This window comes from Kitasatospora sp. NPDC087271 (genome assembly GCF_044744605.1).
Taxonomy (GTDB): domain Bacteria; phylum Actinomycetota; class Actinomycetes; order Streptomycetales; family Streptomycetaceae; genus Kitasatospora.
Map to the genome: position 1 here is coordinate 38,032 of NZ_JBIUYQ010000030.1, position 25,290 is coordinate 63,321.

24 protein-coding genes are annotated in these 25,290 nt (G+C 74.5%); 12 read left to right on the forward strand and 12 right to left on the reverse strand.

All coding sequences use genetic code 11. The annotated features are described in order from the left end of the window. Window positions 1-265 precede the first annotated feature (265 nt). Complete coding sequence (locus ACIO9K_RS33150) at window positions 266-1,291, reverse strand: polysaccharide deacetylase family protein (protein WP_363624803.1); 1,026 nt, start codon at window positions 1,289-1,291, stop codon at window positions 266-268. 373 nt (window positions 1,292-1,664) lie between these two features. Between ACIO9K_RS33150 and ACIO9K_RS33155 the strand changes: the two genes are divergently transcribed. The 3 genes from ACIO9K_RS33155 (at window position 1,665) to ACIO9K_RS33165 (ending at window position 3,332) form a co-directional block, all read left to right on the forward strand. Next, window positions 1,665-1,937: a hypothetical protein gene (locus ACIO9K_RS33155; RefSeq protein ID WP_350884215.1), complete on the forward strand. Its 273-nt coding sequence runs from the start codon at window positions 1,665-1,667 to the stop codon at window positions 1,935-1,937. Window positions 1,938-2,260: 323 nt separating this feature from the next. Further along, on the forward strand, window positions 2,261-2,770 hold the full coding sequence (locus ACIO9K_RS33160; protein ID WP_400335358.1) for a sugar transferase: 510 nt from the start codon (window positions 2,261-2,263) through the stop codon (window positions 2,768-2,770). A 73-nt stretch (window positions 2,771-2,843) separates the two neighbouring features. After that, window positions 2,844-3,332, forward strand: coding sequence for an NUDIX domain-containing protein (locus tag ACIO9K_RS33165; protein WP_363624807.1), 489 nt, complete (start codon window positions 2,844-2,846; stop codon window positions 3,330-3,332). Window positions 3,333-3,451: 119 nt separating this feature from the next. On the opposite strand, the gene ACIO9K_RS33170 is transcribed toward ACIO9K_RS33165, so the two are convergent. Next, window positions 3,452-3,859, reverse strand: coding sequence for a PTS fructose transporter subunit IIA (locus ACIO9K_RS33170; RefSeq protein WP_363586889.1), 408 nt, complete (start codon window positions 3,857-3,859; stop codon window positions 3,452-3,454). Window positions 3,860-4,326: 467 nt separating this feature from the next. Between ACIO9K_RS33170 and ACIO9K_RS33175 the strand changes: the two genes are divergently transcribed. The 3 genes from ACIO9K_RS33175 (at window position 4,327) to ACIO9K_RS33185 (ending at window position 7,369) form a co-directional block, all read left to right on the forward strand. Continuing rightward, on the forward strand, window positions 4,327-4,566 hold the full coding sequence (locus ACIO9K_RS33175; RefSeq protein ID WP_350884291.1) for a DUF397 domain-containing protein: 240 nt from the start codon (window positions 4,327-4,329) through the stop codon (window positions 4,564-4,566). A gap of 718 nt (window positions 4,567-5,284) precedes the next feature. After that, window positions 5,285-5,779, forward strand: coding sequence for a hypothetical protein (locus ACIO9K_RS33180; protein ID WP_063350170.1), 495 nt, complete (start codon window positions 5,285-5,287; stop codon window positions 5,777-5,779). 318 nt (window positions 5,780-6,097) lie between these two features. Beyond that, window positions 6,098-7,369, forward strand: coding sequence for an acyl-CoA dehydrogenase family protein (locus ACIO9K_RS33185; RefSeq protein WP_363624809.1), 1,272 nt, complete (start codon window positions 6,098-6,100; stop codon window positions 7,367-7,369). Window positions 7,370-7,405: 36 nt separating this feature from the next. Here the strand turns inward: ACIO9K_RS33185 and ACIO9K_RS33190 are convergent, their stop codons facing one another. Further along, complete coding sequence (locus tag ACIO9K_RS33190; protein ID WP_363586867.1) at window positions 7,406-8,623, reverse strand: phosphotransferase; 1,218 nt, start codon at window positions 8,621-8,623, stop codon at window positions 7,406-7,408. Between the two features lie 473 nt (window positions 8,624-9,096). Here ACIO9K_RS33190 and ACIO9K_RS33195 point away from each other — a divergent pair, with 473 nt between their 5' ends. Continuing rightward, window positions 9,097-10,578, forward strand: a complete 1,482-nt coding sequence (locus ACIO9K_RS33195) for a hypothetical protein (RefSeq protein WP_363624811.1) — start codon at window positions 9,097-9,099, stop codon at window positions 10,576-10,578. 105 nt (window positions 10,579-10,683) lie between these two features. Here the strand turns inward: ACIO9K_RS33195 and ACIO9K_RS33200 are convergent, their stop codons facing one another. Continuing rightward, complete coding sequence (locus ACIO9K_RS33200; RefSeq protein ID WP_363586865.1) at window positions 10,684-11,214, reverse strand: hypothetical protein; 531 nt, start codon at window positions 11,212-11,214, stop codon at window positions 10,684-10,686. A gap of 286 nt (window positions 11,215-11,500) precedes the next feature. Here ACIO9K_RS33200 and ACIO9K_RS33205 point away from each other — a divergent pair, with 286 nt between their 5' ends. Then, window positions 11,501-13,012 carry a HEAT repeat domain-containing protein gene (locus tag ACIO9K_RS33205; RefSeq protein ID WP_363624812.1) on the forward strand — a complete coding sequence of 504 codons (1,512 nt, stop codon included), beginning with the start codon at window positions 11,501-11,503 and terminating at the stop codon, window positions 13,010-13,012. Window positions 13,013-13,137: 125 nt separating this feature from the next. On the opposite strand, the gene ACIO9K_RS33210 is transcribed toward ACIO9K_RS33205, so the two are convergent. From ACIO9K_RS33210 to ACIO9K_RS33220, 3 genes are all read right to left on the reverse strand, one after another. Next, window positions 13,138-13,980: an undecaprenyl-diphosphate phosphatase gene (locus tag ACIO9K_RS33210; RefSeq protein ID WP_063351584.1), complete on the reverse strand. Its 843-nt coding sequence runs from the start codon at window positions 13,978-13,980 to the stop codon at window positions 13,138-13,140. Between the two features lie 274 nt (window positions 13,981-14,254). Continuing rightward, window positions 14,255-14,968, reverse strand: a complete 714-nt coding sequence (locus ACIO9K_RS33215) for a class I SAM-dependent methyltransferase (RefSeq protein ID WP_363624814.1) — start codon at window positions 14,966-14,968, stop codon at window positions 14,255-14,257. 131 nt (window positions 14,969-15,099) lie between these two features. Continuing rightward, window positions 15,100-15,636 (reverse strand): PadR family transcriptional regulator, encoded by a 537-nt coding sequence (locus tag ACIO9K_RS33220; protein WP_363624816.1) that lies wholly within the window; start codon window positions 15,634-15,636, stop codon window positions 15,100-15,102. A gap of 130 nt (window positions 15,637-15,766) precedes the next feature. On the opposite strand from ACIO9K_RS33220, the gene ACIO9K_RS33225 reads away from it, so the two are divergent. From ACIO9K_RS33225 to rox, 3 genes are all read left to right on the forward strand, one after another. After that, window positions 15,767-16,531 (forward strand): alpha/beta hydrolase, encoded by a 765-nt coding sequence (locus ACIO9K_RS33225; RefSeq protein WP_363624845.1) that lies wholly within the window; start codon window positions 15,767-15,769, stop codon window positions 16,529-16,531. Window positions 16,532-16,560: 29 nt separating this feature from the next. Continuing rightward, complete coding sequence (locus ACIO9K_RS33230; protein ID WP_363624818.1) at window positions 16,561-17,502, forward strand: aminoglycoside phosphotransferase family protein; 942 nt, start codon at window positions 16,561-16,563, stop codon at window positions 17,500-17,502. Between the two features lie 220 nt (window positions 17,503-17,722). Next, window positions 17,723-19,150, forward strand: coding sequence for a rifampin monooxygenase (rox, locus tag ACIO9K_RS33235; RefSeq protein ID WP_400335363.1), 1,428 nt, complete (start codon window positions 17,723-17,725; stop codon window positions 19,148-19,150). Window positions 19,151-19,224: 74 nt separating this feature from the next. Here rox and ACIO9K_RS33240 read toward each other — a convergent pair whose 3' ends face one another. The 5 genes from ACIO9K_RS33240 to ACIO9K_RS33260 all read right to left on the reverse strand — a co-directional run bounded on the left by ACIO9K_RS33240 (window position 19,225) and on the right by ACIO9K_RS33260 (window position 23,528). Beyond that, window positions 19,225-20,088: a biotin-dependent carboxyltransferase family protein gene (locus tag ACIO9K_RS33240; RefSeq protein WP_363624822.1), complete on the reverse strand. Its 864-nt coding sequence runs from the start codon at window positions 20,086-20,088 to the stop codon at window positions 19,225-19,227. 88 nt (window positions 20,089-20,176) lie between these two features. Continuing rightward, window positions 20,177-20,803 carry a 5-oxoprolinase subunit PxpB gene (gene pxpB / locus ACIO9K_RS33245; RefSeq protein ID WP_363624824.1) on the reverse strand — a complete coding sequence of 209 codons (627 nt, stop codon included), beginning with the start codon at window positions 20,801-20,803 and terminating at the stop codon, window positions 20,177-20,179. Continuing rightward, complete coding sequence (locus ACIO9K_RS33250; protein ID WP_244293516.1) at window positions 20,800-21,576, reverse strand: LamB/YcsF family protein; 777 nt, start codon at window positions 21,574-21,576, stop codon at window positions 20,800-20,802. Before ACIO9K_RS33250 ends, pxpB begins: the two co-directional genes overlap by 4 nt. 140 nt (window positions 21,577-21,716) lie before the next feature. Next, window positions 21,717-22,253 carry a hypothetical protein gene (locus ACIO9K_RS33255; RefSeq protein ID WP_400335367.1) on the reverse strand — a complete coding sequence of 179 codons (537 nt, stop codon included), beginning with the start codon at window positions 22,251-22,253 and terminating at the stop codon, window positions 21,717-21,719. Window positions 22,254-22,487: 234 nt separating this feature from the next. Beyond that, window positions 22,488-23,528 (reverse strand): IPT/TIG domain-containing protein, encoded by a 1,041-nt coding sequence (locus ACIO9K_RS33260; protein ID WP_400335370.1) that lies wholly within the window; start codon window positions 23,526-23,528, stop codon window positions 22,488-22,490. A 194-nt stretch (window positions 23,529-23,722) separates the two neighbouring features. Between ACIO9K_RS33260 and ACIO9K_RS33265 the strand changes: the two genes are divergently transcribed. Further along, entirely contained in the window at window positions 23,723-25,267 is a 1,545-nt protein-coding gene (locus ACIO9K_RS33265; protein ID WP_400335391.1) for a hypothetical protein, read from the forward strand. The last annotated feature ends 23 nt before the right edge of the window (window positions 25,268-25,290 follow it).

Sequence of the window (25,290 nt, forward strand, 5' to 3'; positions counted from 1 at the left end):
GCGGCTGATCCCCATCCGGGGCAGCCGCGGGCAGGTTCTCTGTCAGGAGTTGAGGGGCAAATCTTCGCCCTCCAACTTCCGGGGGTTGGTCGAGGAGCCCCTCTGTGCCCGTGGGGCAGGGCTTTGCCCCACGGGCGGGTAATTGGCCGCTGAGGCAGGGCCAAATTTCGCCCCCAGAGGTCCCGTTCCGGTCCCCGGCGGGGCTCATTTTTGCCCCCGAATGTCTTTGAGTGCCCCTGCGTCCCCCCTTGCGTGCCCCGGCCGGTCAGGCGACGGCTTGGCGGCGCCAGCGGCGGTAGGCGGGTTCGAGGCCGGAGAGGATGGTGTCGAAGCGGCGGGTGCTGGTGGTGGAGTCGACCTGGAGGCGGCTGATCTGGAGCGGGTGGGAGGGGATGCGGGGGCCGAGCCGGTGGTCGGAGAGGAAGCCGAGGCGGTAGCCGAGTTCCTGGAGGACGGTTTCGGCACGCGGGTCGTGCCCGCCGTCCGGGTAGGCGAAGGCGGTGGGGGGTTCGCCGAGCCAGCGGGTGAGGGCTTCGTGGGCGCCGGTGATCTCGGCGCGGACGGTGGCGTCGTCGCAGCGGCCGAGGCAGGGGTGCCCCTGGGTGTGGTTGCCGATGGCGACGCCGCCGTCGCGCAGGGCGAGCAGGTCGGCGGGGGTGAGCTGCTCCTGGCGGGGTGGGCGACGGTCGGCGCTCACCCGGAGCTCGTGCAGGCTGCGCCGCCGGTCGGGGTCGGGCATCGCCTTGAGCCGGGGGAGCAGCTGGGAGGGGTGCCCGCAGTCGAGCGAGCGGGCACGGCCGCCGTGCCGGGCGAGGAAGTCGGCCTCGTGCCACCAGAAGGGGCGTTCGGTGCCGATGAGCTCGGAGATGACGAAGGCGGTGGCGGGGATGCCGCGGGCGTCGAGGGCGGGCAGGGCGTGGGTGAGGACGCTGCGGTCGGCGTCGTCGAAGGTGACCAGGACGCTGCGGGGCGGCAGTGGCCGCTGTTCGGTGACGGCTTGGAGGACGGCGGTGAGCGAGACCGGGGTGGCGAGTCTTCGGAGCCGGTCGAGCTGGGCGCCGAAGGACCGGTGGTCGGTGACGCCGTGGTAGGCGAGGACGGCGAGGCGTTGTGCGGCGCGGGCGCGGAACAGGGGTTGGACGGGGGCGAACCGCAACCATTCGCCCCGCGCGTCTGCCCGGCCCCGGTCGGCGGTCGGGTGGCGGCGGGTGGCCGTCGGCAGCGGGCGCACGAACGGGACGGGCCTGGTGGGGGCCATGGAGATCGACGTGGTGGACTGGGACTGCGGCACGGTTCCCCCTCGGTCGCCGAGCGGCGTGGCGGTACCGCCGGAGGACGGAGCCCGGCCTCCGACCCCAGGAGGCGGCGGCTCCGCCTCCTGGGTATTCCGGTCCGCGGTGGGGGGCTCGCACCCTTCCCGCGAACGGCTCCTGGATCGCTCAATGCCATTGAGACCGCTGCACCGAGCGGATGGTTGTACCGGGGGGACGAGGATTTTTCGTGGACTGATGTGAACTGATGTGGACTGATTGTGGAGCCGGAATGCACGACCGGGGCCGGGCCGCGGGGGGCTCGGGCGAGGTCGGCGGGCCGGTCGCACCGGGTGGTCGAACGTTCACTCCCCGCGGGCTGCCTCCGGCGTTCGCCGGGGGTACCTTGGGCTCATGGCAGATGCGGACCGTGATCCCTTCCACCTGCACGGCGCGACCAGGATGGCCCGTGCGTGGAGTGGTGGTGCCCTGGTCACCCACCAGCTTCCGCTGGCGATGGTGGGTTTGGCCTGCCTCGCGCTGGGCATTGTGGTGGCGGTGATCGTTCCGGACAGTGACGGTCCGGCCTGGGCGATGGCGGTGGCGGGCTGTCTGGCCGCGGGAGTGCTGCTGCTCGGCCGGATCGCGTTCGGGCTGCTGCGGTACCGCCGCCGCGCCGCGCTCTGACCGCCTCGGCGGCCGGCCGGCCTTCGGTGGACGGCTGTACTTCGATTGCCCTCGGCATTCCAAGCGGCAGGTCGAGCAGCAGATCGAGCAATATTGGTCAGATCGACCGAATTTCGGCCTGTCGGACAATCCTCTGCCCACTTCTTTCACCATTCCCGGGCGACGGCTCCGAGGCGCCCCTACTGTGAATGCGTTCTTGCGGCTCGACGGTGCCGTGGAGGGGAAGAGATGGGCGGCAGCGCCACGTCCGATCCGGGCGGAGATCCGGGCGGAGGACCCGGCGGGAAGCCGGACGGCGCACCGCGCACCACCGTGCCCGCCGGATGAGGCGCGGCGGGGACCTCGCCCTCGCCGCCCTGGCGGGGATCGTCGCGCTCCCGTTGGCCCTGGTGATCGCCGCCCTGCTGCGCTGCACGGCGCGCGGCCCGGTGCTCCTGCGGCTGACCCGGGCCGGACGGCACGGCCGGGAGTTCCAGGTCCTCCGCTTCCGGACCAGCCGGGGAGGGCGGCTCGGCGCCCTGCTCCGCAGGACCGGCCTGGACGAGTTGCCCCGGCTGTGGAACGTCGCCCGCGGCGAGATGGGAGTGATCGGCCCCCGGCCCGTCCGCCCCGACCAGGCGGTCCGCTACTCCCGCCGCGAGCGCGGCCGGCTCGACGTCCGGCCCGGACTGACCGGCTGGGCCCAACTCCAGGCCCGCCACCCGCTCGCCCGGCCGGACTGGGCCGAACTCGACCTCTGGTACGTGGAGCACCGCTCGCTCCGGCTCGACCTGCGGATCCTCGGGCTGACCGTGCTGGCCCTGCTGCGCCCGGAGGGCGGCCTCGCGCGATGAGCCTGCGCGCCGCGGGCCGCCCGTCGGTGGCGTCGGCCCGGAGCTCCGCCGGACAGGGCCTAGGCTGCGGCGCATGGCCATTCCCCCGTTCCTCGCCGATCTCCGAGCCCTGGTGGGCACCCGCCCGCTCTGGCTGACCGCCGTCGTCGCCGTCGTCCTGGACGACCGCGGCCGGGTACTGCTGGCCCGACGGGCCGACGACGGGAGGTGGGCGCCGGTCGGCGGCATCCTCGACCCCGGAGAGCAGCCCGCCGACGGCGTGGTGCGCGAGTGCCTGGAGGAGAGCGGGGTGGTGGCGGTGCCCGAACTGCTCGCCTCGGTCACCGTCTCGCCACAGGTCACCTACCCGAACGGCGACGTGACGCAGTACCTGGTGCTGACCTTCCGGTGCCGGGCGGTCGGCGGCGAGGCGAGGGTGAACGACGACGAGTCGCTGGAGGTCGGCTGGTACCCGCTGGACGGGCTGCCGCCGATGATCGAGGTCGAGCACGAGCGGCTGCGCCACGCGCTGGAGTACGAGGGGTCGACGGTCTTCGTGTGGGAGGGCAAGGAGCGCCCCTGACCGGCGCACGGCGGACGGCCCGCATCCCCGCCTCCCCACCCCGGGCGGGCCGGGAGCCCGGGCCCTTAGCCGATGGTGGCGGCCCGGTCACCCCAGGTGGGGGGAGTTCGCGAGGCCGCTCAGCCCTTGCGCTGCCGGTAGGCCTCCTCGGCGGCGTCCAGGACGGCGGCGAGGTCGCCGCCCGCGGTGGCGGTGGCGGTGGCCGCCACCGCGCCCTCGACGAACGGCGCGTTCGCGAAGCGGACCGGGAACGGGAGGCCGTGCTCGTCGGCGTCGGACAGCAGGGCGCGCACGGTGGTGACGGCGCTGCCCAGGTCGGCGAGCACCACGACCCCGTGGCCCTGGTCGACCCGGCGGGTGGCGGCGGCCACCAGGACCGCGCTGATGCCGGGACCGCCCTGGTCCCCGCCGGTCGCGGCGATCGGGGCGGGGGAGTCGGATCCGGTCAGTGAGAGCGCGAGGGTGCGCACCGCGATGGCCAGTTCCTGGCTGTGCGACACCAGGACGATCCCGACCCGGCCGTGCACGGGGGGCCGGCCGGAGGCGGGCCGGGGCAGCGTGGCGGGCGCGGGTGGCGTGCGGGGCGCAGGGGGGTGGGCCGAGGGGGCGTCGGAGATGGGGATGACATCGGCGCGGGTGCCGTCCCGGCGGCTCATCGGCTGCTCCCTCTGGGCGGTGGTGGGCGGTGCTGGGCGAGGTGGTGCGGGCCGCATCCGGTGCGCATCGGGTTCCGCGGGGCCGGGGCGGGGCCGGGACGGGCCGTCGAGGGCCCGCGTACGGCCGGCGGGGGGTGGTCCCCCGCGTTGCCAAGCACTCTGGCAGCTCCGGTGGTCCCCGTCGGGCGGGACACGCGTTGAGCGGGCCTCCGGCGGCGTCCGGGCCCGGCTGGTGGAGTCCTCGTCAACCCGCTGACCGGGGCGGGCGGGTGTGGTTAGGCTGGCCCGGAAAGCCGTCGGGAGGAGACCGGGTAGTGGCAGTCAACAGCGGGATCGACGTGGAGGCGGGCGGCGCGGAGCCGCAGCTGGCGCCGAGCGGGAAGCCGAAGGTGGACTTCACCGGGGCGAAGTGGCTGTGCAGCAGCCAGGGCGTCGGGGATGTCCAGATCGCGTTCGTGGACGGGTACATCGGGATGCGGGACGGCCGTCAGGAGGACGGTCCGGTCCTGGTGTTCACGCCGGGGGAGTGGCGGGCCTTCGTGCTCGGCGCCCGGGACGGCGAGTTCGACCTCACCTGAGCCCGAGCGACCGTCGCACGACCGCGGAGCGGGCCCCGTCGGAACGGGGCCCGCTCCGCGGTCGATTTCGGCCCCGAACATCACAACTGATGATCTATTGAACGTGCCCCGTCAGAATTTCTGTTGACTGTTAGACAAACGCAGCTCAGAGTATGAGCACAGGCAGACGCCGTGCCCACCGCCCCCACGCGGCCAGACACGGCGCCTGCTGTGCGACCCGGCAGTGTTGCCAGGCCATCCTCCCAGTCATCCCCTGCGCACCGGGGTGCGTCGGCCGGTCCCGGCCCACGAGGGGCCGGCAGTCGCCGGGAGGCTGGCGTCGACGCCGAGAGCGACTCGGCGGCGACACCGTTTGCTCGGGACCCGCACGCCCCCACGCGGCGGCGTCCCGAGCAAGATCCGCGGGAGCGACGGGCCGGGGCCCCGCGGATCTGGCTTGTGGTGATGGAACTGTTGGCTTGTGTGCTGTGCTGTGTGCGACGACGAAGCTGGGTGCTCGGCAGTTCGGCACGACAATGTGCACAGTGAGGGAAACGCGTGTAGGGCCGCGTTGCGACATGCCGTCCCCCCGGAGGGTGAAACCCAGAACGGCTGTCGTGCTGAACCGAACGTAGCCCGGACGGTTGCTCAGAGTCAACATTGGTCTCTGAGCGTCGATCTCCCGACGGTGCCCCACCCACCTCGCGAGCGTGGTGTGCCGGGCACGTACGATGTTCCCATGTCTTTTCTCCGCCGTCGCTCCGGACAGCCCGCCGGCCCGGACTTCGACGTGCTCGCGATGGACCCGGGTGACTGGCCCGGCGACTTCGGTGCGGCCATGATGACCGGCCCGGACGGCTCCTGCCAGGGGATCTTCCTGCGCTACGACCTGTTCGGCGGCAGAGGCCCGGCGATGTTCATCGGCAACCTCCCCGAGGGCTCGCCCGCCCGGGAGACCGGCGACAGCGTGCCCTTCGAGGTGCGGCAGCTGCTCGCGGCGCTGGAGAACGACGAGCCGGTCGACTTCGTCTCGGCCGAGGACTTCCCGGTGATGCTCGGGGACGACCTGCTGATCGTGAAGAAGGTCAAGGTCAGCGAGGAGCGGGTGTTCTGCGCCCAGTTCGGGCGCAGCGACGGCGTCCAGGTCACCATCGCGTCCTGGGACCGACCGATTTCGGACGACCTGTATCAGCTGTTGAAGCCGCTCCCGGCCGACATGTTCCAGCAGGGCTGACCGGCCTCGACCAGGGCTCGGACGTCGCTTGACGGTTTCGATCACGGGTTCGTACAGTCGCGAACATGTCGTGCCGTCTCCCGCTGCTGACCCGGCGCAGCTATCTGGACCTGCGGCGCACCGCCAGCGCGGTGTGTCCGGGCCGCTGAGGGGGAATTCGTCCCCGAGGCGGCGGGCGGCCGGCCGTTCGTGGCCGGCGCCGAATCCGGGGGCGGGCCGTGAACCGACCTCCGAGGCCGCCCGTCCGGTACCGCGCGCCCGTCCGGCGTGCCGCCCGCATCTGCCGCGCCCACGCTGCCGCCCGGAGGCCCCAGCACCATGACGACCACCGCCGCTGACCGTTCGCCCGCGGACCGCCCGTCCGACACCGCGGCCGCCGCCGCCGCGGGAGCGTCGGATTCCGGCCACCCCGCGCCCGATCCCGCGCCCGACCGCTCGGCCGTCGTCGCCGCCCTCGCCGGACTGCCCCGGGTGGTCGACCTGCTCTCCGCCCGCGCCGAGGAGCACGACCGCGACGCCACCTTCCCGTACCAGGGCATCGAGGCGGTGCACGAGGCCGGACTGCTCACCCTGACCGTCTCCCAGCGGTACGGCGGACCGGGCGGCACGCTCGCCGACACCGTCCGGGTGCTGGCCCAACTCGGGCGCGGGGACGCCTCGGTGGCCGTGGTCACCGCCTTCACGCTGCTCCAGCACGCCGAGCAGGCCCGCCGGGCGGCCTGGCCGACGGCGGGCTACCGGCGGCTGCTCACCGAGTCCCGGCGCGGGCCCGCCCTGGTCAACACGCTGCGCGCGGAGCCCGGCGGCCGGCCCGGAGCGCTGCCGGACACGGTGGCCCGGCGGGACGGCGAGGGCTGGTCGCTGACGGGCCGGAAGACGTACTGCACCGGCGCCGAGGCGCTGGCCTGGATGGCGGTGACCGCGCGGACCGACGAGGCGGAGCCGAGGGTCGGGACGTTCCTGGTCCGCGGCGAGAGCGAGGGCCTGGAGATCGACCCGACCTGGGACCAGGTCGGCCTGCGGGCCAGCGCCAGCCACGACGTGGTGCTGGAGCAGGTCCGGGTGCCGGCCGAGCTCGCGCTCGGCCTCACCGCTCCCAAGGGCGGCGCGGCGGACGCGGCCGGGGCCGCCGAACTCTCCCTCGCCTGGCACGATCTGGCGCTCTCCGCGGTGGCGATCGGGGTGGCTCGCGCCGCCCAGTCCTGGCTGATCCGCTTCCTCAACCAGCGCACTCCGGCCAATCTGACCGAGCCGCTCGGCACCCTGCCCCGCTACCGCTGCGCCCTCGGCGAGATCGAGGCCCAGCTGATCGGCGCCGAGGAACTGGTCGAGGGGCTGGCCCCCCGGGTGGACCGGGGAGAGCCGGACGCGGTCGCGCGGACCGGCCCGGCCCACCTGCTGGCCACCCGGGCCGCGACGGCGGCGGTCCAGCAGGCCGTCTCGCTCACCGGCAACCCCGGTCTGAGCCGGCGTCACCCGCTGGAGCGCTACCTGCGGGACGTGCTGAGCAGCCGGGTGCACCTCGCCCCGGACGAGGCCGTCCTGGAGGCCGCCGGCCGGGCCGCCCTGGAGCGCGGCGGCCGGCCGTAGCGGATTCCGGGCCCCGGGGGCTCGGGGCCCGGAATCTCAGCGGGTGCCGACCGCGGCCCGGACGGCCCGGCGGGCGAGCGCGGCGTCGTCGTAGAGCCGGCGGATCATGATCCGCTGCTCCTCGCCGGCGCCCGGCACGTCGTACAGCCGGATCTCCCGCATCAGCACCAGCACCAGGTTGACCAGGAACGCGTCCCGGGCCAGCGTGCCGCCGCTCTGGGCGAGTTGGCTGATCTGGCGGCGCGCCGCGGTGTCGCCGGACAGCACGCTCCACAGCACCGCCAGGTCGTAGCCGGGCAGGTACCAGCCGGCCTGCTCCCAGTCGACCAGCACCGGGCCGGACGGCGCCAGCAGCATGTTGCTGAGCAGGGCGTCGCCGTGGCAGAGCTGGAGCGGGGTGTGGCCGAGGCCGTGCAGCAGGCCGCGCAGGTCGCCGGCGTCCCGGTCGGTGAGCTGGCCCACCGAGTGGTAACGGGCGATCTCCATCGGGTAGTCCATGCGTGGCTGGAACACGTCGGTCGGCGGCCGCCACAGGTTGAGCGTCCGGACGGCGGTCAGCAGCGCCCGCACCTCGCCCGGGGTGGGCGCGTTGACCGGGTGGCGCTCCCGCGCCGCCGGGCGCCCGGGAACGCGCTCCATGACGAGCACGCAGCGGTCGTGGTCGGCGGCGACCAGCCGGGGCAGCCGCACCGGCGGGCGGTGCCGGACGAATGCCCGGTAGACCGCGACCTCGTGGTGGAAGTCGGCCACCAACTGCTCGAAGTACCCACTCCGCACCGCCTGCGGCGCCAGGCACTTGGCGACCACCGGGGCCCGCCCGATGGTGCCCGCCACCAGGATGTGGCGGCTGCCCTCGCGCAGCACCTGGCGCGGGGTGAACGCGGGACATATCCGCGCGACACTCGCCAGCGCGGCCCGCACCGCCGGGGTCTGCAGCGCCGACGGGTCGATCCGCTCGGGGCCGGCGCCGACCTGGCCGGGCCGGTGCGGCGGGCGCAGCACCCGGCCGTCGGCCTGGCGGGCGAGCGGGAGCCGGCCGCCGACGGGCGGGGCCGCTTCGGGGCCGCGGAGCCCCAGCGCCGTACGGCCGGACGGGACCCGGGCGTCCGTGGACCGGCCGTCGGTGCCGTGCGGAGCCACCGGGCGGCTCGACGGGGGCACCTGCTTCGGCCCGGGGCGCCCGGCGGCTGCGGTGGGGGGGCGCAGCGCGGTGCGGGTCGCGGTCGGCGAGGGGGTCGTCGCTGAGGAGTACATGGGGTGAGGGTGGTCCCTTTCTGTCCGTCGGCAGGTGCGCCCCGCGGTGCGGGGAGGGCCGGTGCCGCGTGCTTCCTGGCGTGACGGCGGCCCTGACTCGGTGCGGTGGGTGGTGCGCGGGCGCCGGGCACGGACGCGGGGTCGTGAGACCCGGACGACGGCGGTGCTCCGGCCGTCCGCACCCTGGGGAGTACGGTCGGCCGGACTGCCGTGGCCGTGCCCGGCGCCCCCGCGCCACCCGGCCGCGCCACCCCCTCGGGTGAGGACCGGGAGCGTCCCGTGCCACGGTCGGGGGACTGCCCCGACGCCGGTGGGACGCCGCCCGACCCGGGGGCGAGGTGGCGCACCCCTACAACACACCCGCGGCGCACTGGCTTAGTAGTCTGGCGGGCCCTGGCGAACGGTGGCGAATGCTCGCCTGGCACTTGCCGGAGCCTCTAGCCTCGAATCAGCCGAGGAACCTGGGGGCTTCGTTGAGCAGGGAACCCAACACCCGACTCGCTGACTTGTTCGTCCTGACCGGTTGGTCGAAGGGCGAACTCGCGCGGCTGGTCAACCGTCGGGGTGCCGCGATGGGACAGCAGCAGCTGTCCACCGACACGTCGAGGGTACGGCGCTGGATCGAGCAGGGGGAGATCCCCCGGGATCCGGTGCCGAGGGTGCTGGCGGCCGTGTTCACGGAGCGGCTCGGCCGTGTCGTCACCACTGAGGACCTCGGTCTGGAACGACACCGGCCCACCAGGTCCGGAGCGGCGCAGCCCGCAGCAGTGCCATGGTCGCCGGATCGAACGGCCGCGGTCCTCACCGAGTTCACGGGAATGGACCTCATGCTGAACCGACGTGGATTGGTGGGCGCGGGTGCCGCGCTCACGGCCGGAACGGTCATCGCCGATTCGTTGAAGGGCTGGCTCGGGGGGGACGCGGTCGCGTACGCGGCCTCGGTCCCCGGGCCGCGCCAGGTGATCACCCAGGGCGGGGCGCGCCCCGCGGTGGACGTGTACGACGCGGGCCCGGTCGGGCTCGACGAGGTGGAGTCGCTGGAGCGCTCGGTCCAGGTGTTCCGCGCCTGGGACGCGGCGCGCGGCGGCGGGCTCCAGCGCAAGGCGGTGGTCGGTCAACTGAACGAGGTGGGAGGCCTGCTGACGCACCGGCACGCTCCGGCGGTGGAGCAGCGGCTGTGGCTGGTCGCGGCCAACCTGGCGGTGCTGGCGGGCTGGATGTCGCACGACGTGGGCCTGGAGCCCACCGCCCAGCGGTACTTCATGATCGCGGCGGAGTCGGCCAAGGAGGCCGGCGACCGGCCGCGGGCCGGCGAGGCGATCTCCCGGGCCGCACGGCAGATGGTCCACCTGGGCCGGGCCGACGACGCGATCGACCTGATGTCGGCGGCCAAGGCGGCCGGCGGCCGGGTGCTGCCGAGAACGCGCGCGATGCTGAACACCGTCGAGGCCTGGGCGCACGCCTCGATCGGGCACTCCCAGGACACCTGGCGGCTGCTCGGCGAGGCCGAGGACCTGTTCGCCGAGGGCGCGCCGGAGCCGCCGCCGTCCTGGATGCAGGTGTTCGACGAGGCCGAACTGCGCGGCATGCAGGCGCTGGTGCTGCGCACGCTGGCGGAGCACGACCCCTCGGCGGCGGCGCAGGCGCAGCGGCACGCGGAGCGGGTGATCACCCTGCGGGAGGGCACCGGGCAGCTGCGCTCGGCGCTGTTCGACCGGATCACCCTGGCCTCGGTGCACTGGCTGAGCGGCGAGCCGGACGCGGCGGAGTTCCAGGCCAAGATGGTGATGAACCTGATCGGCCAGAACTCCTCGCACCGGACCTGGGACCGGTTGCGCGAGATGTACCGGTTGACCGCGCGCTACCGGGGCCTGCCGGTGGTGGACGAGCTGCGGGCCGAGCTGGGGCGGGAGTTGCGGGCGGCGGACGCGAAGAAGCGGCCGAAGCGGTCCTGAGGCCCGGAGGCCCGTAGGCCCGGAGGCCCGGAGGCCTGAGCCTTGGGTGTCCTGAGCCTTGGGGGTCCCGAGGCCCGGAGGTTCTGAGGCCCCGGCGGGCCCCGGTCAGTTCGGGGGTGCCGGCCGCAGCAGCATGCGCAGGGCGGTGACGGTGCCGTCCGTGCCGAGGACGGGCTCGCCCGCGCACTCGACGCTGGCGTGCGGGGCGCCGTCGCGGCGGATCCGCAGGGTGCCGGCGGAGGTGCGGCCGTGGACCAGGGCGTCGGTCATCATCCGGCGCAGCACGGGCCGGTCGGCCTCGGGGAGGCGGTCGGGCAGCCGGTCGAGGCTGAGCGGGCCGTTGCCCGGGTCGCAGCCGAGGAGCTGGTAGGTGTCCGCGTTCCAGTGGACGCGGTCGGTGAGGAGGTCCCATTCGGCTGAGCCGATGAGGTGGTCGCGGACGCCGCCGGCGTCGGGTCCGTCGCCGAGGTCGGGGTTCTTGGACGGCTCCTGCGCCGTGCCGTCCACTCTGCCGTCCGTTCCGCTGTCGGCGTCGCCGCTCGGCTCGCCGCGCGCGCCGTCGTCCGTCGCGCTCGCCGGGGCGCCGTCCACCGTGGCGGTGTCCGGCGGGCGGGCGGCGCCTGTGGGCATCTTCATGGCGGGTCCATCGCTCGGGGGTGGCCCGCCGCGTGCGGGCCGTCGGTGGTGAGAAGACTGTGGCACAGCGCCCTCGCCCCTGCGGGCGATTTGGACATAACGCAGGCAAAATTCCCCTGGCATATGCCACTGTGGCAGCAGCCGTCGTCGCCCTGTGTGCGGAAGGGGGCGCGAGGCGGTAACCTTCGGTGATTCCGGCGCCCGGGCGCCCACCGCAGTACCGACCAGAGACCCCGGCGACGGAAATCCCGTTGCCACTACGACCGCCGCAACGGATGCTGACCTCATGTTCGAGCCAGTGATAGCACCCAGTGCCAGCCTCCTCGGCCTCCTGCAGCGAGGCCGCGGTGACGGGCAGCTCCACGCGCTGGCCGCCGACCGTACCGAGGCCATCGCCGCGCTGGAGGAGTGCGTCACCAGGGATCCGCGAGCCGACTGGCAGGTCGAGAGCCGCTCCCTCTACTACGCCCGCCTCTACATGGAGCTGGAAGCGCCCCTCGACGGCATCGAGGACCACCTCCACTCCGCCGAGGACCTCGTCAGCGACGACGAGAACCGCACCGGCCTCGCCCTCTCCGTCCTGGGCCACCTCGCCGCGTACGGCCGGCGCGACGCGCTGCTGATGCTGCGCGAGTACACCGCCACCGGTGCCAACTGGGCCTGGGCCCTCGACGAGCTCGCCCTGCGCGACGACGACCGCGGCCTGCTGCTGCTCGGCACCGCCGTCCTGGACCGCTTCGCCCCGGGCCCCGAGGGCGACGCCGAGCTGCGCGAGTTCATCCGCAACGCCTACGAGCCCCGGCCCTGGCGGCTGTGGGCGGCCTACCACCCGAGAGTGGCGGCGGCCAGCGAGCAGTCACCCTTCGACCTCTGGCAGCGCCAGCTCAACCGCGGCGGCGTCACCCCGGGCTGGTCCACCGCCGACGTCCTGGCCTGGGCCGACCAGGGGAGCCTGGGCGCCCTCGGGGCCGGCGCCTTCCTGGGCGGAGCCGACAGCCGGCCCGAGCCCGCGCCCGACGCCGCCGATCCGGCCGCGCCCGACGCCGTGGACCGCCGGGCCGCCGCCGCCGCCCGCTGCCTGACCGCCGTCGTCCGGCCCGAGGACCGCCCCGCCGTGCTGGAAGCCGCCCGCGGCGGCCTGCCCGGCGCCCGCCGGGCGGCACTGCGCTACCTGGTCGACCAGCGGGACCCGGCCGCCGTCGAGCTGATCGAGGCCGCCGCCGTCGACGTCGACGACCGGATCGTGCGCGCGGCCCTGGAACTGGTCGGCCGGATGCGCGGCCCCGAGGTCCTGGCGCAGGCCCGCCGCTGGGCCGACCCGGCCACCGGGGGCGCGGACAGCGCGCTCGGCGAGGCCGCCGTCAAACTGCTCGCCGACGCCGGGGAGCCGGCCGACGCGCCGTTCGTCGTCGACGGCCTGCGCCGCTGGGTATCCGTCCGCGGGGTCAGCGGTACCGGGCTCGGCTCGCTGGTCGACGGTGCGGGGCGGCTGGTCGCCGCCGACGCCGTCCCCGTGCTGCGCCACATCTACGGGGAGGCCGCCTCCTCCGAACTGCGCGGTCGTGCCGCCCGGGCGCTCGCCGTGACCGATGTGCACTTCCCCGAGGGCCCCGCTGTCGAGTGCCTCTGGGACTGCGAGGAGTCCACGCGGGAGCTCGCCGCGCGCCATGTCGCCACCACGGGTGACGCGCGCGTGCTGGAGCGCCTGCGCCGGCTCGCCGCCGATCCGGCCGAGGAGGCCGAGGTCCACGCCGCCGTCCGCGGCCGGCTGACCGCCGCCCGGGAGTTCGGGCGGTAGGTCCCGGTAGTCCGGTGGCTGCCTCCCCGCTTCTGGCGAACGACGGGCCGGGACACCCCCTCGGGTGTCCCGGCCCACTGCTGTTCCGGGGGCGTGCTGGAACGCGGTCCTGGTGGAACGCGGTTCTACTTCACGACGCCCGCGTCCGGGGCCAGCACGCCGCCGGCCACCAGTCCGATGATCAGGACGCCGAGCAGCACCCGGTAGACCACGAACGGCAGAAAGCTGTGGTGCGAGATGTACTTGAGGAACCAGGCGATCGCCGCATAGCCGACCGCGAAGGCGATCGCGGTGGCCAGGATGGTCGGCCCCCACGCCGGTGCCGGGCCCTCGCCGATCTTGAACAGCTCCAGCGCCCCCGAGGCGAGCACCGCCGGGATCGCCAGCAGGAAGGAGTAGCGGGCCGCCGCCTCCCGGCTGTAGCCGAGCAGCAGGCCCGCGCTGATCGTGCCGCCGGAGCGGGACACCCCCGGGATCAGTGCGAGCGCCTGGGCGAGGCCGTAGACGCCCGCGTGCGGCAGGGTGAGGTCGGTGATCGGCCGGGCGTGCCGGACCGCGCGGGTGCGGTCGGCGAAGGCCAGCAGCAGGCCGAAGACGATCAGCGTGGTGCCGATGATCCGCAGATCGCGCAGGTGGGTCTCGATGGTGTCCTGGAACAGCTTGCCGAGGATGCCGATCGGCAGCGTGCCGATGATCACGAACCAGCCCATCCGGGCGTCCGGGTCCGAGCGCAGCGCCGGGCGGAACAGTGACAGCGTCCAGGTCCGCACGATCGAGACGATGTCCCGGCGGAAGTAGATCAGCACCGCGGTCTCGGTGCCGAGCTGGGTCACGGCGGTGAAGGCCGCACCCGGGTCGTCCCAGCCCAGCAGGGCGGAGAAGACCCGCAGGTGGGCACTGGAGGAGACGGGCAGGAACTCGGTGAGTCCCTGGATCAGGCCGAGGACGGCCCCGTGGAACCAGTCGATCACCAGAGACCCACCGGGGGTATCCGTTGGTCGTCGTACATGTGCGGTCCTCGCAGGTCGGAGCGGGCGTGCGGGCAGGCGGGCAGGCCGCGACCCGCACGGCCCTCGGGCCGCGCACGGGCGGGCGCGCGGCCGATGGTACGGGGTGAAGATGACTATTCTTTGTTCACCTTTTGACCCGGCTTTGCCCGCCGGCGCTTCCATGCCCCGCCGACTCGTCCGCCTGCCCTTCCACCTGCCCTTCCACCTGCCCTTTCGCCTGCCCTTCCGCCGCTCAGCCGGCGGGTCGGACGCGGACCCAGGTGCGGTCCTCCGTCAGGTAGCTCTCGACCGTCAGACCGGCGTCCGCCAGCGCCCGGTCGAACGCGGCGGTGGTGAGCGGCCGGGAGCGGAAGGTGTGCGTCCAGCGGCCGTCCGGGAACTCGTACTCGGCGTGGACGGAGTTCACGCCGTCCCCTACCGGCGTCGAGGAGACGATGCGCGACACGCCGTCGGTGCCGAGCCTGCCCTCGCGCGGCACGTTGAGGTGCCAGTCCTCGCCCTCCCGCTGCATCAGCACGCAGCCGTCCGCGGCGACGTGGCGGCGGCAGGTCTCCAGCAGGCCCTGGCGGACCGCCTCGTCGCCCGCGTGGATCAGGAAGGAGGCGAGCAGGACGACGTCGAAGCGCTCGCCGAGGTTCAGCCGCTCGATCGGGCTGCGCACGGTGCGGATGCCCGCGCCCACCCTGGCCAGCATCTCGGCGGACTCGTCCACCGCCGTCACGGTGAAGCCGCGGTCGGTCAGCGGGTGCGTCATCCGGCCGACGCCGCAGCCCAGTTCGAGGATGGTGGCGCCGGCCGGCACCGCGGCCTCGATCACGTCCGGGGCGTCGCCGACGGGGAGCCGGGCCCAGAGCTCGACGGCGCAGCCGTCCGGGGTGATCGCGCCCGGGCCCGTTCCGTCGTGCCCCTCGCGTCGTACGTTGCCGGTGTGCGTGTCGTTACCCATGGGCGTCATCGGAACACGGGCAGGGCGGGGAGGGAAGGCGCCGCAGCGGGTTTTCCGTCAGTCCGTCAGTCCGTCAGTCCGTCAGCCCGTGAGTCTCGTTGGCCCGTGAGTCTCGTTGGCCCGTGGGTCCGTCAGGCCGTCGGTACGTCCTCCAGTTCGGTCAGGGTCGAGTGCAGCCAGGCGAGTTCGGCCTCGCTGGTGGCGCGGGCGATCAGCAGCAGGCCGCGGCGGAACGGGTCGGCGAACTCCTCGGCGCCGACCGGGCGGTCGCCGTCGTAGAAGAAGCTCGCCGGCTCGGAGAGGAAGGCCAGGCGGCGGCGGAGCACGGCGGCCTGGGCGGAGGGGTCGGCGAGGTGGCGCAGGAAGGCGAGCAGGGTGAACCAGCGGTTCTCGTCGCTGATGTCCAGCGGCTCGGGCGCGCGCAGCTGGTCGAGCAGTGCGGTGCGGCCGGCCGCGGTGAGGTGGAGGGTGTGCCGGGGTGCGGCGGCGCTGCCGGGCTCGGTCTCGCGGACCAGCAGGCCGTCGGCCTCCAGGCGCTTGATCGCCGGGTAGAGCGTGCCGTCGCTGATCGGGCGGACGTGCCCGGTGAGTGCGGCGAGGTGGCGGCGCAGCTGGTAGCCGTGCAGCGGGCGGTCGTAGAGGAATCCGAGGATCGCGAGCTTCAGCATGGGGCCACTCTCGCAGATTCGTCCCTCGAAGCCTCGGTATATCGGTTCCGTGATACCTCGATGCCGAGGTATGGTCTGGGCGTTCCCAGCCCCTGATGTCCCAGCCCCCGCTGGAGGAGGAGTCCCCGTGCTGCGCCACGCCCCCGTCACCCCGAACGGCGACCGGATCCGATGGGTCGAGCTGCCTGGAGTCGAGCCCGCCCGGCTCTACCTGCACGGCCTCGGCGCCAGCTCGCCCGCCTACTTCGCGGCCGCTGCCGCCCACCCGGGGCTCGCCGGGCGCCGCTCGCTGCTGCTCGACCTGCTCGGCTTCGGCCTCAGCGACCGACCCGCCGACTTCGGATACACCCTGGAGGGGCACGCCGACGCCGTCGCCGAGGCCCTGGCGGAGGCCGGGCTCGCCGGAGTCGAGGTGATCGGCCACAGCATGGGCGGCGCGATCGCCGTCGTCCTCGCCCACCGGCATCCGGCGTTGGTCTCCCGGCTCGTCCTGGTCGACGCCAACCTGGACCCGGTCACCCCCGGCCGCGGCCCCGGCAGCAGCGGTATCGCGAGCTTCACCGAGGAGGAGTTCCTGGCCGGCGGCCGGGACGAGGTCGCCACGTGGGTCGGCCCGTCCTGGTGGTCCACGATGCGCCTCGCCGGGCCCGAGGCGCTGTACCGCAGTGCCGTGCACCTGGCCCGGGCGACGGTGCCGACGATGCGCGAACTGCTGCTCGGCCTCGACCTCCCGCGCACCTTCCTGTACCCGGAGGCGGGCGGCGAGCCGCGCGGCGCCGACCAACTCCGGGAGGCGGGCGTCCGGTTGGCGGCCGTCCCGGACTGCGGGCACAACATCATGCTCGACAACCTCGACGGCTTCGTTTCGGCGGCCGGCCTCGAACCTCGACCGTAGGCTGGGGGAGCCGGAGAGGAGCCCGCACAATGCCCTTTGAAGTCCCGCCTGTTGAGGTCCCGCCCGGGCTGGCCGCGTCGCTGGAGCAGTCCCTCGGCCCGGACGGTCGCGCCTGGGTGGCCCGACTCCCCGCTCTGGCAGACGAGTTGCTCGACCACTGGGAGCTGCGCCTGGACGGCCCGCCCGCGCACGGCATTCACGCGCTGGTGCTGCCCGTGCGGCGCGCCGACGGCACGCCCGCGGCGCTCAAGCTCCAGCCGGTGGACGAGGAGACGGAGGGCGAGCCGGTCGCCCTCCGGGCCTGGGACGGGCGAGGGGCCGTTCGACTCCTCGACCACGAACCGGCCTCGGGCTCGATGCTGCTGGAACGCCTCGACCCGGGGCGTTCGCTGCTGGATGTCGCGGACGACCGGGGGGCGCTGCACGTTATCGCAGGCCTGCTCAGGGAATTGACTGGACCTCAGGTCGAAGTCCCGGACCTGCGCCGGCTGGCGGACCTCGCCGACGGTCTGCTCGCGCGGGCCCCGGTAGCGGCCGCGGCCCTCGCCGACCCGGCCGAGCGGCGCTTGCTCGCCGACTGCGCCGCGGCCCTGCGCGAGGTCCGCACCGAGCCCGGCGACCGGCTGCTCCACTGGGACCTGCACTACGGCAACGTCCTCGCCCCGCCCGAAAGCGGCGGCCGCGCCCCCTGGCTCGCCATCGACCCCAAACCGCTCGTCGGGCACCCCGGCTTCGAACTCCTCCCGGCGCTGCGCAACCGCTGGGCCGACGTCCTGGCCACCGGCGACGTCGCCCGGGCGCTGCGGTGGCGGTTCGACGTCCTGGTGGAGGCACTGGAACTGGACCGCGAGGCGGCGCTCGCCTGGACGCTCGCCCGGGTGCTGCAGAACGCCGTATGGGCGGCGGAGGACGGGGAGTCGGCGCTCGACCCGGGGCAGCGGGCGGTGGCGGAACTGCTGTCGGGGCGTTGAGCGGAGCGCACGCAGCGAGCGGAAAACAGCGAGCGGAAAACAGCGACCGGCAAACAATGACCGGCAAACAATGACCGGCAAACAACGAAGGCAAGGAGGTCGTCGGCTCTCCTTGCCACTCTCAAGGTATAGCGCGCCGGGGGGCTTGCCGCAAGGCCCCGGTCGTGCCGCAGAATGACCGGCCGAAGCCGGGATCTGCGGGCATACCTGGGGGTTTGTGATGATTGACGTGATCGTGGTCGGTGCCGGGCCGACCGGGTTGATGCTGGCCGGCGAGTTGCGGTTGCACGGCGTGCAGGTGCTCGTGCTGGAGAAGGAGACGGTGCCGCCCCTGCCGGCCCGGGCGCGCGGACTGCACGCGCGCAGTCTTGAGGTGATGGACCAGCGCGGGCTGCTGGAGCGGTTCCTCCCGCTCGGCCGGAAGTTCGCGGTCGGCGGCTTCTTCGCCGGCATCGGCAAGGAGTGGCCGGAGCGGCTGGACACCACCCAGGCGTACGTCCTGGCCATCCCGCAGGCGGTCACCGAGAGGCTGCTGACCGAGCACGCCACCGAACTCGGCGCCGAGCTCCGGCGCGGCTGCGAACTGGTCGGGCTGAGCCAGGACGAGGACGGGGTGAGCGCCGAACTGGCCGATGGCACACGGCTGCGCTCGCGCTACCTCGTCGGCTGCGACGGAGGCCGCAGTACGGTGCGCAAGCTGCTCGGCGTCGGCTTCCCCGGCGAGCCCTCCAGGGTGGAGACGCTGCTGGGCGACATGGAGCTGGCCGAGGAGCCGGAGACGATCGCCGCCGTCATCGCGGAGGTCCGCAAGACCCAGCTGCGGTTCGGCGCCGTTCGCGAGGGGGATGGGGGGTACCGCGTCATCGTGCCCGCCGAGGGGGTGGCCGAGGACCGGACGGCCGCTCCGACCTTCGAGGAGTTCAAGCAGCAGCTGCGGGCCGTCGCGGGCACCGACTTCGGGGCGCACTCACCGCGCTGGCTGTCGCGCTTCGGCGACGCCACCCGGCTGGCCGAGCGCTACCGGGTCGGCCGGGTGCTGCTGGCCGGCGACGCGGCGCACATCCACCCGCCGACCGGCGGGCAGGGGCTCAACCTCGGTGTCCAGGACGCGTTCAACCTCGGCTGGAAGCTGGCGGCCGAGGTCGATGGCTGGGCGCCGGAGGGGCTGCTGGACAGCTACCACGCCGAGCGGCACCCGGTGGCCGCCGACGTGCTGGACAACACCCGCGCGCAGATCCACCTGATGTCCCTGGAGCCCGGTGCCCAGGCGGTGCGCCGGCTGCTGGCGGAACTGACGGAATTCGAGGAGGTGAACCGGTACCTGATCGAGAAGATCATCGCGATCGGGGTCCGCTACGACCTCGGCGAAGGGCATGAACTGCTCGGCCGCCGGCTGCGCGACGTGGAGCTGAAGCGCGGCCGGCTCTACGGGCTGATGCACGGCGGCCGCGGGCTGCTGCTCGACCAGACCGGCGGGCTCTCGGTGGCGGGCTGGGCGGACCGGGTCGACCATGTCGTCGACGTCAGCGACGAGTTGGACGTGCCCGCGGTGCTGCTGCGCCCGGACGGCCACGTGGTGTGGGTCGGCGAGGACCAGCAGGGCCTGCGCGGCCAGCTGTCCAGGTGGTTCGGCGCCCCCGCCGCCTGAGTGCACCGCCGCGGCCTCGGCGGCGTGCGAACAGCCGTCGCGCCGGGAGCGCCGGGAGGCGTGCGGGCGGACGCTCAGCGCTCCCGCAGCGGCACGAAGCGCACCGGCGTGCCCGGGCGTGCCTGGGCGGCCGCCGCGAGGTCGGCGGCGGGGACGACGCCGATCACCGGGTAGCCGCCGGTGGTCGGGTGGTCGGCCAGGAAGACCACCGGCCGCCCGTCCGGCGGGATCTGCACCGCGCCCAACACCATGCCCTCACTGGGTAGTTCACCCGCCCGGGCGCGGGTGACCGGCGGGCCCTCGGTGCGCAGCCCGATCCGGTTGCCGGCCGGGGAGACCAGGTACCCGTCGCGGGCCAGCCGGGTCAGCGCCGAAGGCTCGAACCAGTCCGCGTGCGGGCCCAGCCGCAGCCGCAGCACCAGTTCGGCCGGGGGAGCGGGCAGCGGCACCAGGTCGGGCCGGGGGCGGTCGGGCGGAGGCGGGCCGACCGGAAGCCGGTCGCCGGCGGCGAGCGGGGCCGGTCCGAGCCCGGAGAGCAGGTCCGTCGAGCGGCTGCCCAGGACCGGCGGGACGGCGATCGCGCCCGCGACCGCCAGGTAGCCGCGCACCCCGGCGGTCGCCGCCCCCACCTCCAGCACCGCCCCGGCCGGCACCGCGACCGGCGCACCCCACGCGGCCGCCCGTCCGTCCACCCGGACGGGCGAGGGTGCTCCGGTGACGGCCACGACCACCGGCCCGAGAGCGCGCAGGGCGACCCCGCCGAGCGTGGTCTCCAGTCCGGCGGAGCCCGGCTCGTTGCCGACGAGCCGGTTCGCGGCCCGCAGCGCGGGCTCGTCCAGCGCCCCGGCCCTGGGCACTCCGAGGTGGGCGACGCCGCGCCGTCCGAGGTCCTGGACGGTGGTCAACGGTCCGGGCCGCACCACCAGCAAACCGCTCAACGCCCCCACCCCGTCCGCCCCGTCCCTCGCCGCCCCGTCCCCCGCCGTCCGGGGCCCGCGCGCCGCCCGTCGTGGGCCCGCACCCCCGCTACGCCCGTTCCGCCGTGAACCGCACCCGCACCCCGGGCGCCAGGAGCGCCGCCGGCTCGCGCCCGGTGTCCCAGAGCACGAGCCCGGTGCGCCCGATCAGCTGCCAGCCGCCGGGGGAGGAGCCCGGGTAGACGCCGGTGTACGGGCCGGCCAGGGCGACCGAACCGACCGGGACGCTGCTGCGCGGGGTGGCCCGGCGCGGGACCTCGTAGCGGGGCGGCAGCCCGGTCAGGTAGCCGAAGCCGGGCGCGAACCCGCAGAAGGCGACCACGTACTCGGGCCCGGTGTGGATCCGTACGGCGGCCTCCTCGGACACCCCCCACAGTGCGGCGACCTCGGCGAGGTCGGCGCCGTCGTACACCGTCGGCACCTCCACCAGCGGCCCGGTCGCCGCCGCGGCCGCCGACGGACGGGCCGTGCGCAGCAGGGCCGCCAGCGCGTCGACGTCCGCGACGCCGTCCAGCAGTACCGTGCGCGCGGCCGGCACGATCTCCTCGACCGCGCCGAGCGCCCCGCTCTCCTGCCGCTCGCGCAGCCATCCGTACAGCGCGGCGACCTGCGCCGTGTCGTCGAGTTCGACCAGCAGTGCCCGCTCGCCGACCCGCCGGACGGCGGCGGGCGTCACGTGAACGCCTCCACCCGGACCCCGGCGGAGGCGAGGGCGCCGCGGATCCGCCAGGCGAGCTGGGCGGCGCCGGGGGTGTCGCCGTGGACGCACAGGGAGCGGGCCTCGACGGCGATCCGTTCGCCGCCGACGGCCTCCACCGAGGCGTCCCGGGCGATGCCGACGGCGCGGGTGATCACCGATTCGGGGTCGTGCACCACGGCGTCCGGGTCGCGGCGCGGGACGAGGGTGCCGGCCCAGGTGTACGCGCGGTCGGCGAAGGCCTCGGCGACGACCGCGAGGCCGACTCCCTCGGCGACGGCGAGCAGCCGGGAGCCGGGCAGTCCGAGCACCGGCAGCGGTCCGTCGCAGACCGCCCCGGCCCGCAGCACGCCGGCCACCACGGCCTCGGCCTGTTCGGAGTCGGTGACCACCCGGTTGTAGAGGGCGCCGTGCGGTTTGACGTAGGAGACCCGGGAGCCGGCCGCGCGGGCGAAGACCTGGAGGGCGCCGATCTGGTACGCGATCTCGTCGGCGAGCTCCTCCGGGGGGACGTCCATGGCCCGGCGGCCGAAGCCGGCCAGGTCGCGGTAGGAGACCTGGGCGCCGATCCGGACGCCGCGTTCGGCGGCCAGCGCGCAGACCCGGCGCATCGTCGACGGATCTCCCGCGTGGAAGCCGCAGGCGACGTTGGCACTGGTCACCACGGACAGCAGGGCCTCGTCGTCGGTCAGCGTCCAGCGTCCGAACCCCTCACCGAGGTCCGCATTGAGATCGATCACCGCATCGGCCACGCCCGTCCGCCTTCCAGCAGCTGTTGAGCCAGATGGTAGGGCCTGCGGATGAAGGCCGTTGCCCGTGACCCGGGCCCGGGGGGCCCATCGGCGTGCGACCCCTGGTCACACGCCCTGGGGCGGCGCCGGGCGGCTCCGGCTCAGCTCGCGGCCACCGGCCCCTGGAAGGAACGTTCCAGCGGGCGCAGCGCCCGCAGCACGATCAGCAGCGGGACGACGCCGACGATGCCGAACGACATGTCGATGAATCGCCAGCCCAGGGGAATCCCCCGCAGCGGTCCGCAGACCAGGGCCAGGGGGATGACGGCGCCGCAGGCGAGCACCGCCCAGCGGATCACCCAGATGTTGCGGACCGGGTCCTTGATCGGGCCCCAGAAGGCGGCGGCGATCACCAGGTGGGCGAAGGCGAGCCAGTCGGTGCCGTAGGCCAGGAAGGGGTAGCGGTCATCGGTCTCCGCGACGCCGGTGCGGACGCGTTCGATCCAGTCCAGTGCGGCCGGGAAGCGGTCGGTCAGCGGCGCGGCCGGCCCGGTCGCGAGGTCGGCCAGCCAGCGGGTCTCGGTCTCCAGCGGGAAGGCCGTCAGGCCGCTCAGCACCAGGCAGACCACGAAGATCCAGAGCCAGCGCCGGACTCTGCGCAGTACCGCCGCGGGACCGGAGCCCGGATTGGTGTCCATGGTGCGAACCTCCATGCCGAAGAGCAGGCGGGGCCTTGTCCCGTCTGTACGGAACCGACTCTAGACCCTGCTTTTGAACGCGTTCAACTTGCCCCTGACGTGCGGGCACGCCCCGGACGCCGGGCGGGCGCGCACCCCCGGACGCCGGGCCGGCGCGCCCCCGGACACGCCGATGCCCGGGTGCCGGAGCACCCGGGCATCGGAACCGCCGGGACCGCGCGGTGTACGTCGGGACTACGCGGTGTACGTGAAGGTCACCGGGGCACTGGTGCCGCCCGCCGTGGTCACCGTGACGTCCACCGGGCCGGGGCCCGCCGCCGCCGGGGAGGTGGCCGAGCAGAAGGACGGGCCGCAGGAGACGTGCGCGGCCGGCACCCCGCCGAACGCGACCGTCCCGTACGTCAGGTTGGTGCCCTGGAGGTACACCTGGGTGCCGCCGGCGGCCGGGCCGCCGGCGTTGGTCAGATTGCCGACCGTCGGCGCGGGCGGCGGCGGGGGCGGGGCGCCCGTGTAGTCGAAGGCGGCCGGCGCCGCGACCGTGCCGCCGGGGGTCACCACGGAGACGGGTGCGCTGCCCGAGCCGCCGGGCGTGGTCACCGTGCAGGCGGTGTCGGTGCAGGTGCCGGCCGCCGGGACGCCGCCGACCAGCACCATGCCGTGCGCCAGGTTGCCGCCGCTGACGGTCACCGCGGTGCCGCCCGCGCCCGGGCCGGTGGTGGTGTCGAGGCCGTCGACCGTGGGCGGCGCCTGGACGACCGGCGCCGGGGTGGTCCCGTCGACCGACAGGGCCGTCACGTGGCCGGTCGGGTCGGTGTCGTTCGGATTGGACACGGTCACGACGATCTGGCCGGTCAGCTGCCGGGTGTAGTCGCGGCCCACGTTCAGCTTCATGAACTCGTAGCGCCCGGGCCTGCGGGTGCCGATGAGGACGGCGTCCAGATGGCGCCCGTCGGGCGAGACGGACTCGGTGAAGGTGTAGTCGTACGGGGTGGAGAAGAACATGCCGAGCTCGGTGGTGAGCCCGGGCGGCAGGTCGACGGTGATGTGGGTCGGCCCGGTGAGGTCCTGGGTGCCGGCGGAGGTCCAGCCGACCGAGAGCTTGCCCGGTCCGGGAGGGGTGGTGCCCGGCAGGAAGCCGTTCAGGGCCGCGGTCACGTGCTGCCCCTGAACGGCGGGGGCGTCGGCGGGGGCGGCTGACGAGGCAGCGGCACCGGTGGCGAGGGTGGTCACGGACAGCGCGGCGGCGAAGCCTGCTTTGACCAGTCGAGTGATCATAGGCCGATCATCACGGTAGCGACGCGCCACCTTCACGGGTTTGCCGAATATCGGTTCGGATTTGGCGGAATCCCGTCGAAATCCCGTTCTGAATTCACCCCCGACACGCCCTCCGGCCTGCCGCGCAGCCCGCCCACAAGGCCCGTTTCGGTCGATGTCGGTGCGAACCTCTAATCTTGTCCACCGTGACCGCCATCGCTGACCCGCCCACCCTGCCCGGCCCCCGGCCGCCCGCCGGGTCCGTCGCGGCGAGGCCCGCGCCCGGCCCCGCCGCCGACGAGGGCCTGGCCCGCCGGCTCAAGGCGCTGGCCTGCACCGCCCCCCTGCACGACCTGGACAACCGCAAGGTCAACCTGGCGGGCGAGTACGGCGGCTACGCGATGGCCGAGGTCGGTCTCGCCGCGATCGACCTGGTCACCCTGCACATGGACTTCGACACCGGCGCCGACCGCGACATAGTGCTCGCCCGCCTGCTGCCCCGGGTCGCCGCCCAGGCCGCCGACCGCCCCGCCGCCGAGCACGAGCGGGTCGCCCGCTGGGTGCTGGAGTCGCTGATCAACGTCGGCAGCGTCGACCGGGGCTTCCGCGCCGTCTACGGCACCTTCGGCGCGGACGGCGCGTACGTCCGGCGCGACTACGACTTCAAGCTGATCGAGGAGGTCCCCGGCCCCGACGGCGGCGTCTACCTGCGCACCACCGACGAGGCGGTCAACGTCCTGGTCGGCGCGCTCGACACCGACGTCACCTCGGCCCAGATCGCCGCCGAGGTCAAGCTGGAGGTGCTGATCCGCCGCGGCCGCCTGGCCGACGCCCAGCTCGCCGCCGAGCAGGCCCGCTACCGCACCGTCCAGTACGCCGAGACGCTGCGCCGCGCCCTCGACGCGACCCGGCGCAACGTCCGCGCCGTCGACTGGATGCGCGCCATCCCCGACCTCATCGACGAGGCGCTGGACCACATCGCCGACCGCTACCGGCACGAGAACGCGATTCTCACCAACATCCGCAAGGCCCGCGACGAGGCCGAGCCCCACACCCCCGAAGGGGCCGAGCACAAGCGCCGCGCCGCCGAGCTGCTCGACATCGTCAAGGACTGCATCCGCCGGCACACGAAGCTGCAGACCCGCCTGCTGGAGGCCGGCCCGCTGTTCCGCGCCGAGCAGGACCGGCAGGCCTTCGCCACCCCCGGCGCCCGCAGCGGCATCGACCTCTACGGCCAACTGCTCGCCCCCGTGCTGCGGCTGCCGGTCGAGCAGGCCGTCGGCCCCACCGGTGCTTTCTTCGCCCGCGGCGCTGGCCTGCGCACCCCCGTCTCCGTCCGGGTCGCCGACCTGGTCGACCTGCTGCTCACCCCGCCGGTCGAGCGCGAGCACCTCGGCGCCGAACTGCCCGACCCGGACCTGGTCGCCACCCCGGACGACAGCCGCTTCTCCGAAGCCCAGCTGGAGGCCGCGCTGCTCCTGCTCGACCTGCCCGCCGACGCCCCCCGCCGGCTCTCCGGCCTGCTCGCCGAGGCCCGCGAGCAGGACCCGGAGCTGCCGTACCTCGTCGCCCTGCTGGCCGTCCACGCGGCCAGCCCGCCGGTCGGCACCGCCTACCGGCAGGGCGAGGAGCGGCTGCTGTTCGCCGTGGACGACGGCACCCCGCTGCGCGACCCGCAGTTCGGCGGCGCCGACCTGATCGTCGGCAGCGCCCTGCTCGACGCGGCCGGCATGGCCGCCGACCGCAAGGACGCCGGCTGACCAGGCCGCCGCCTTGACGCACC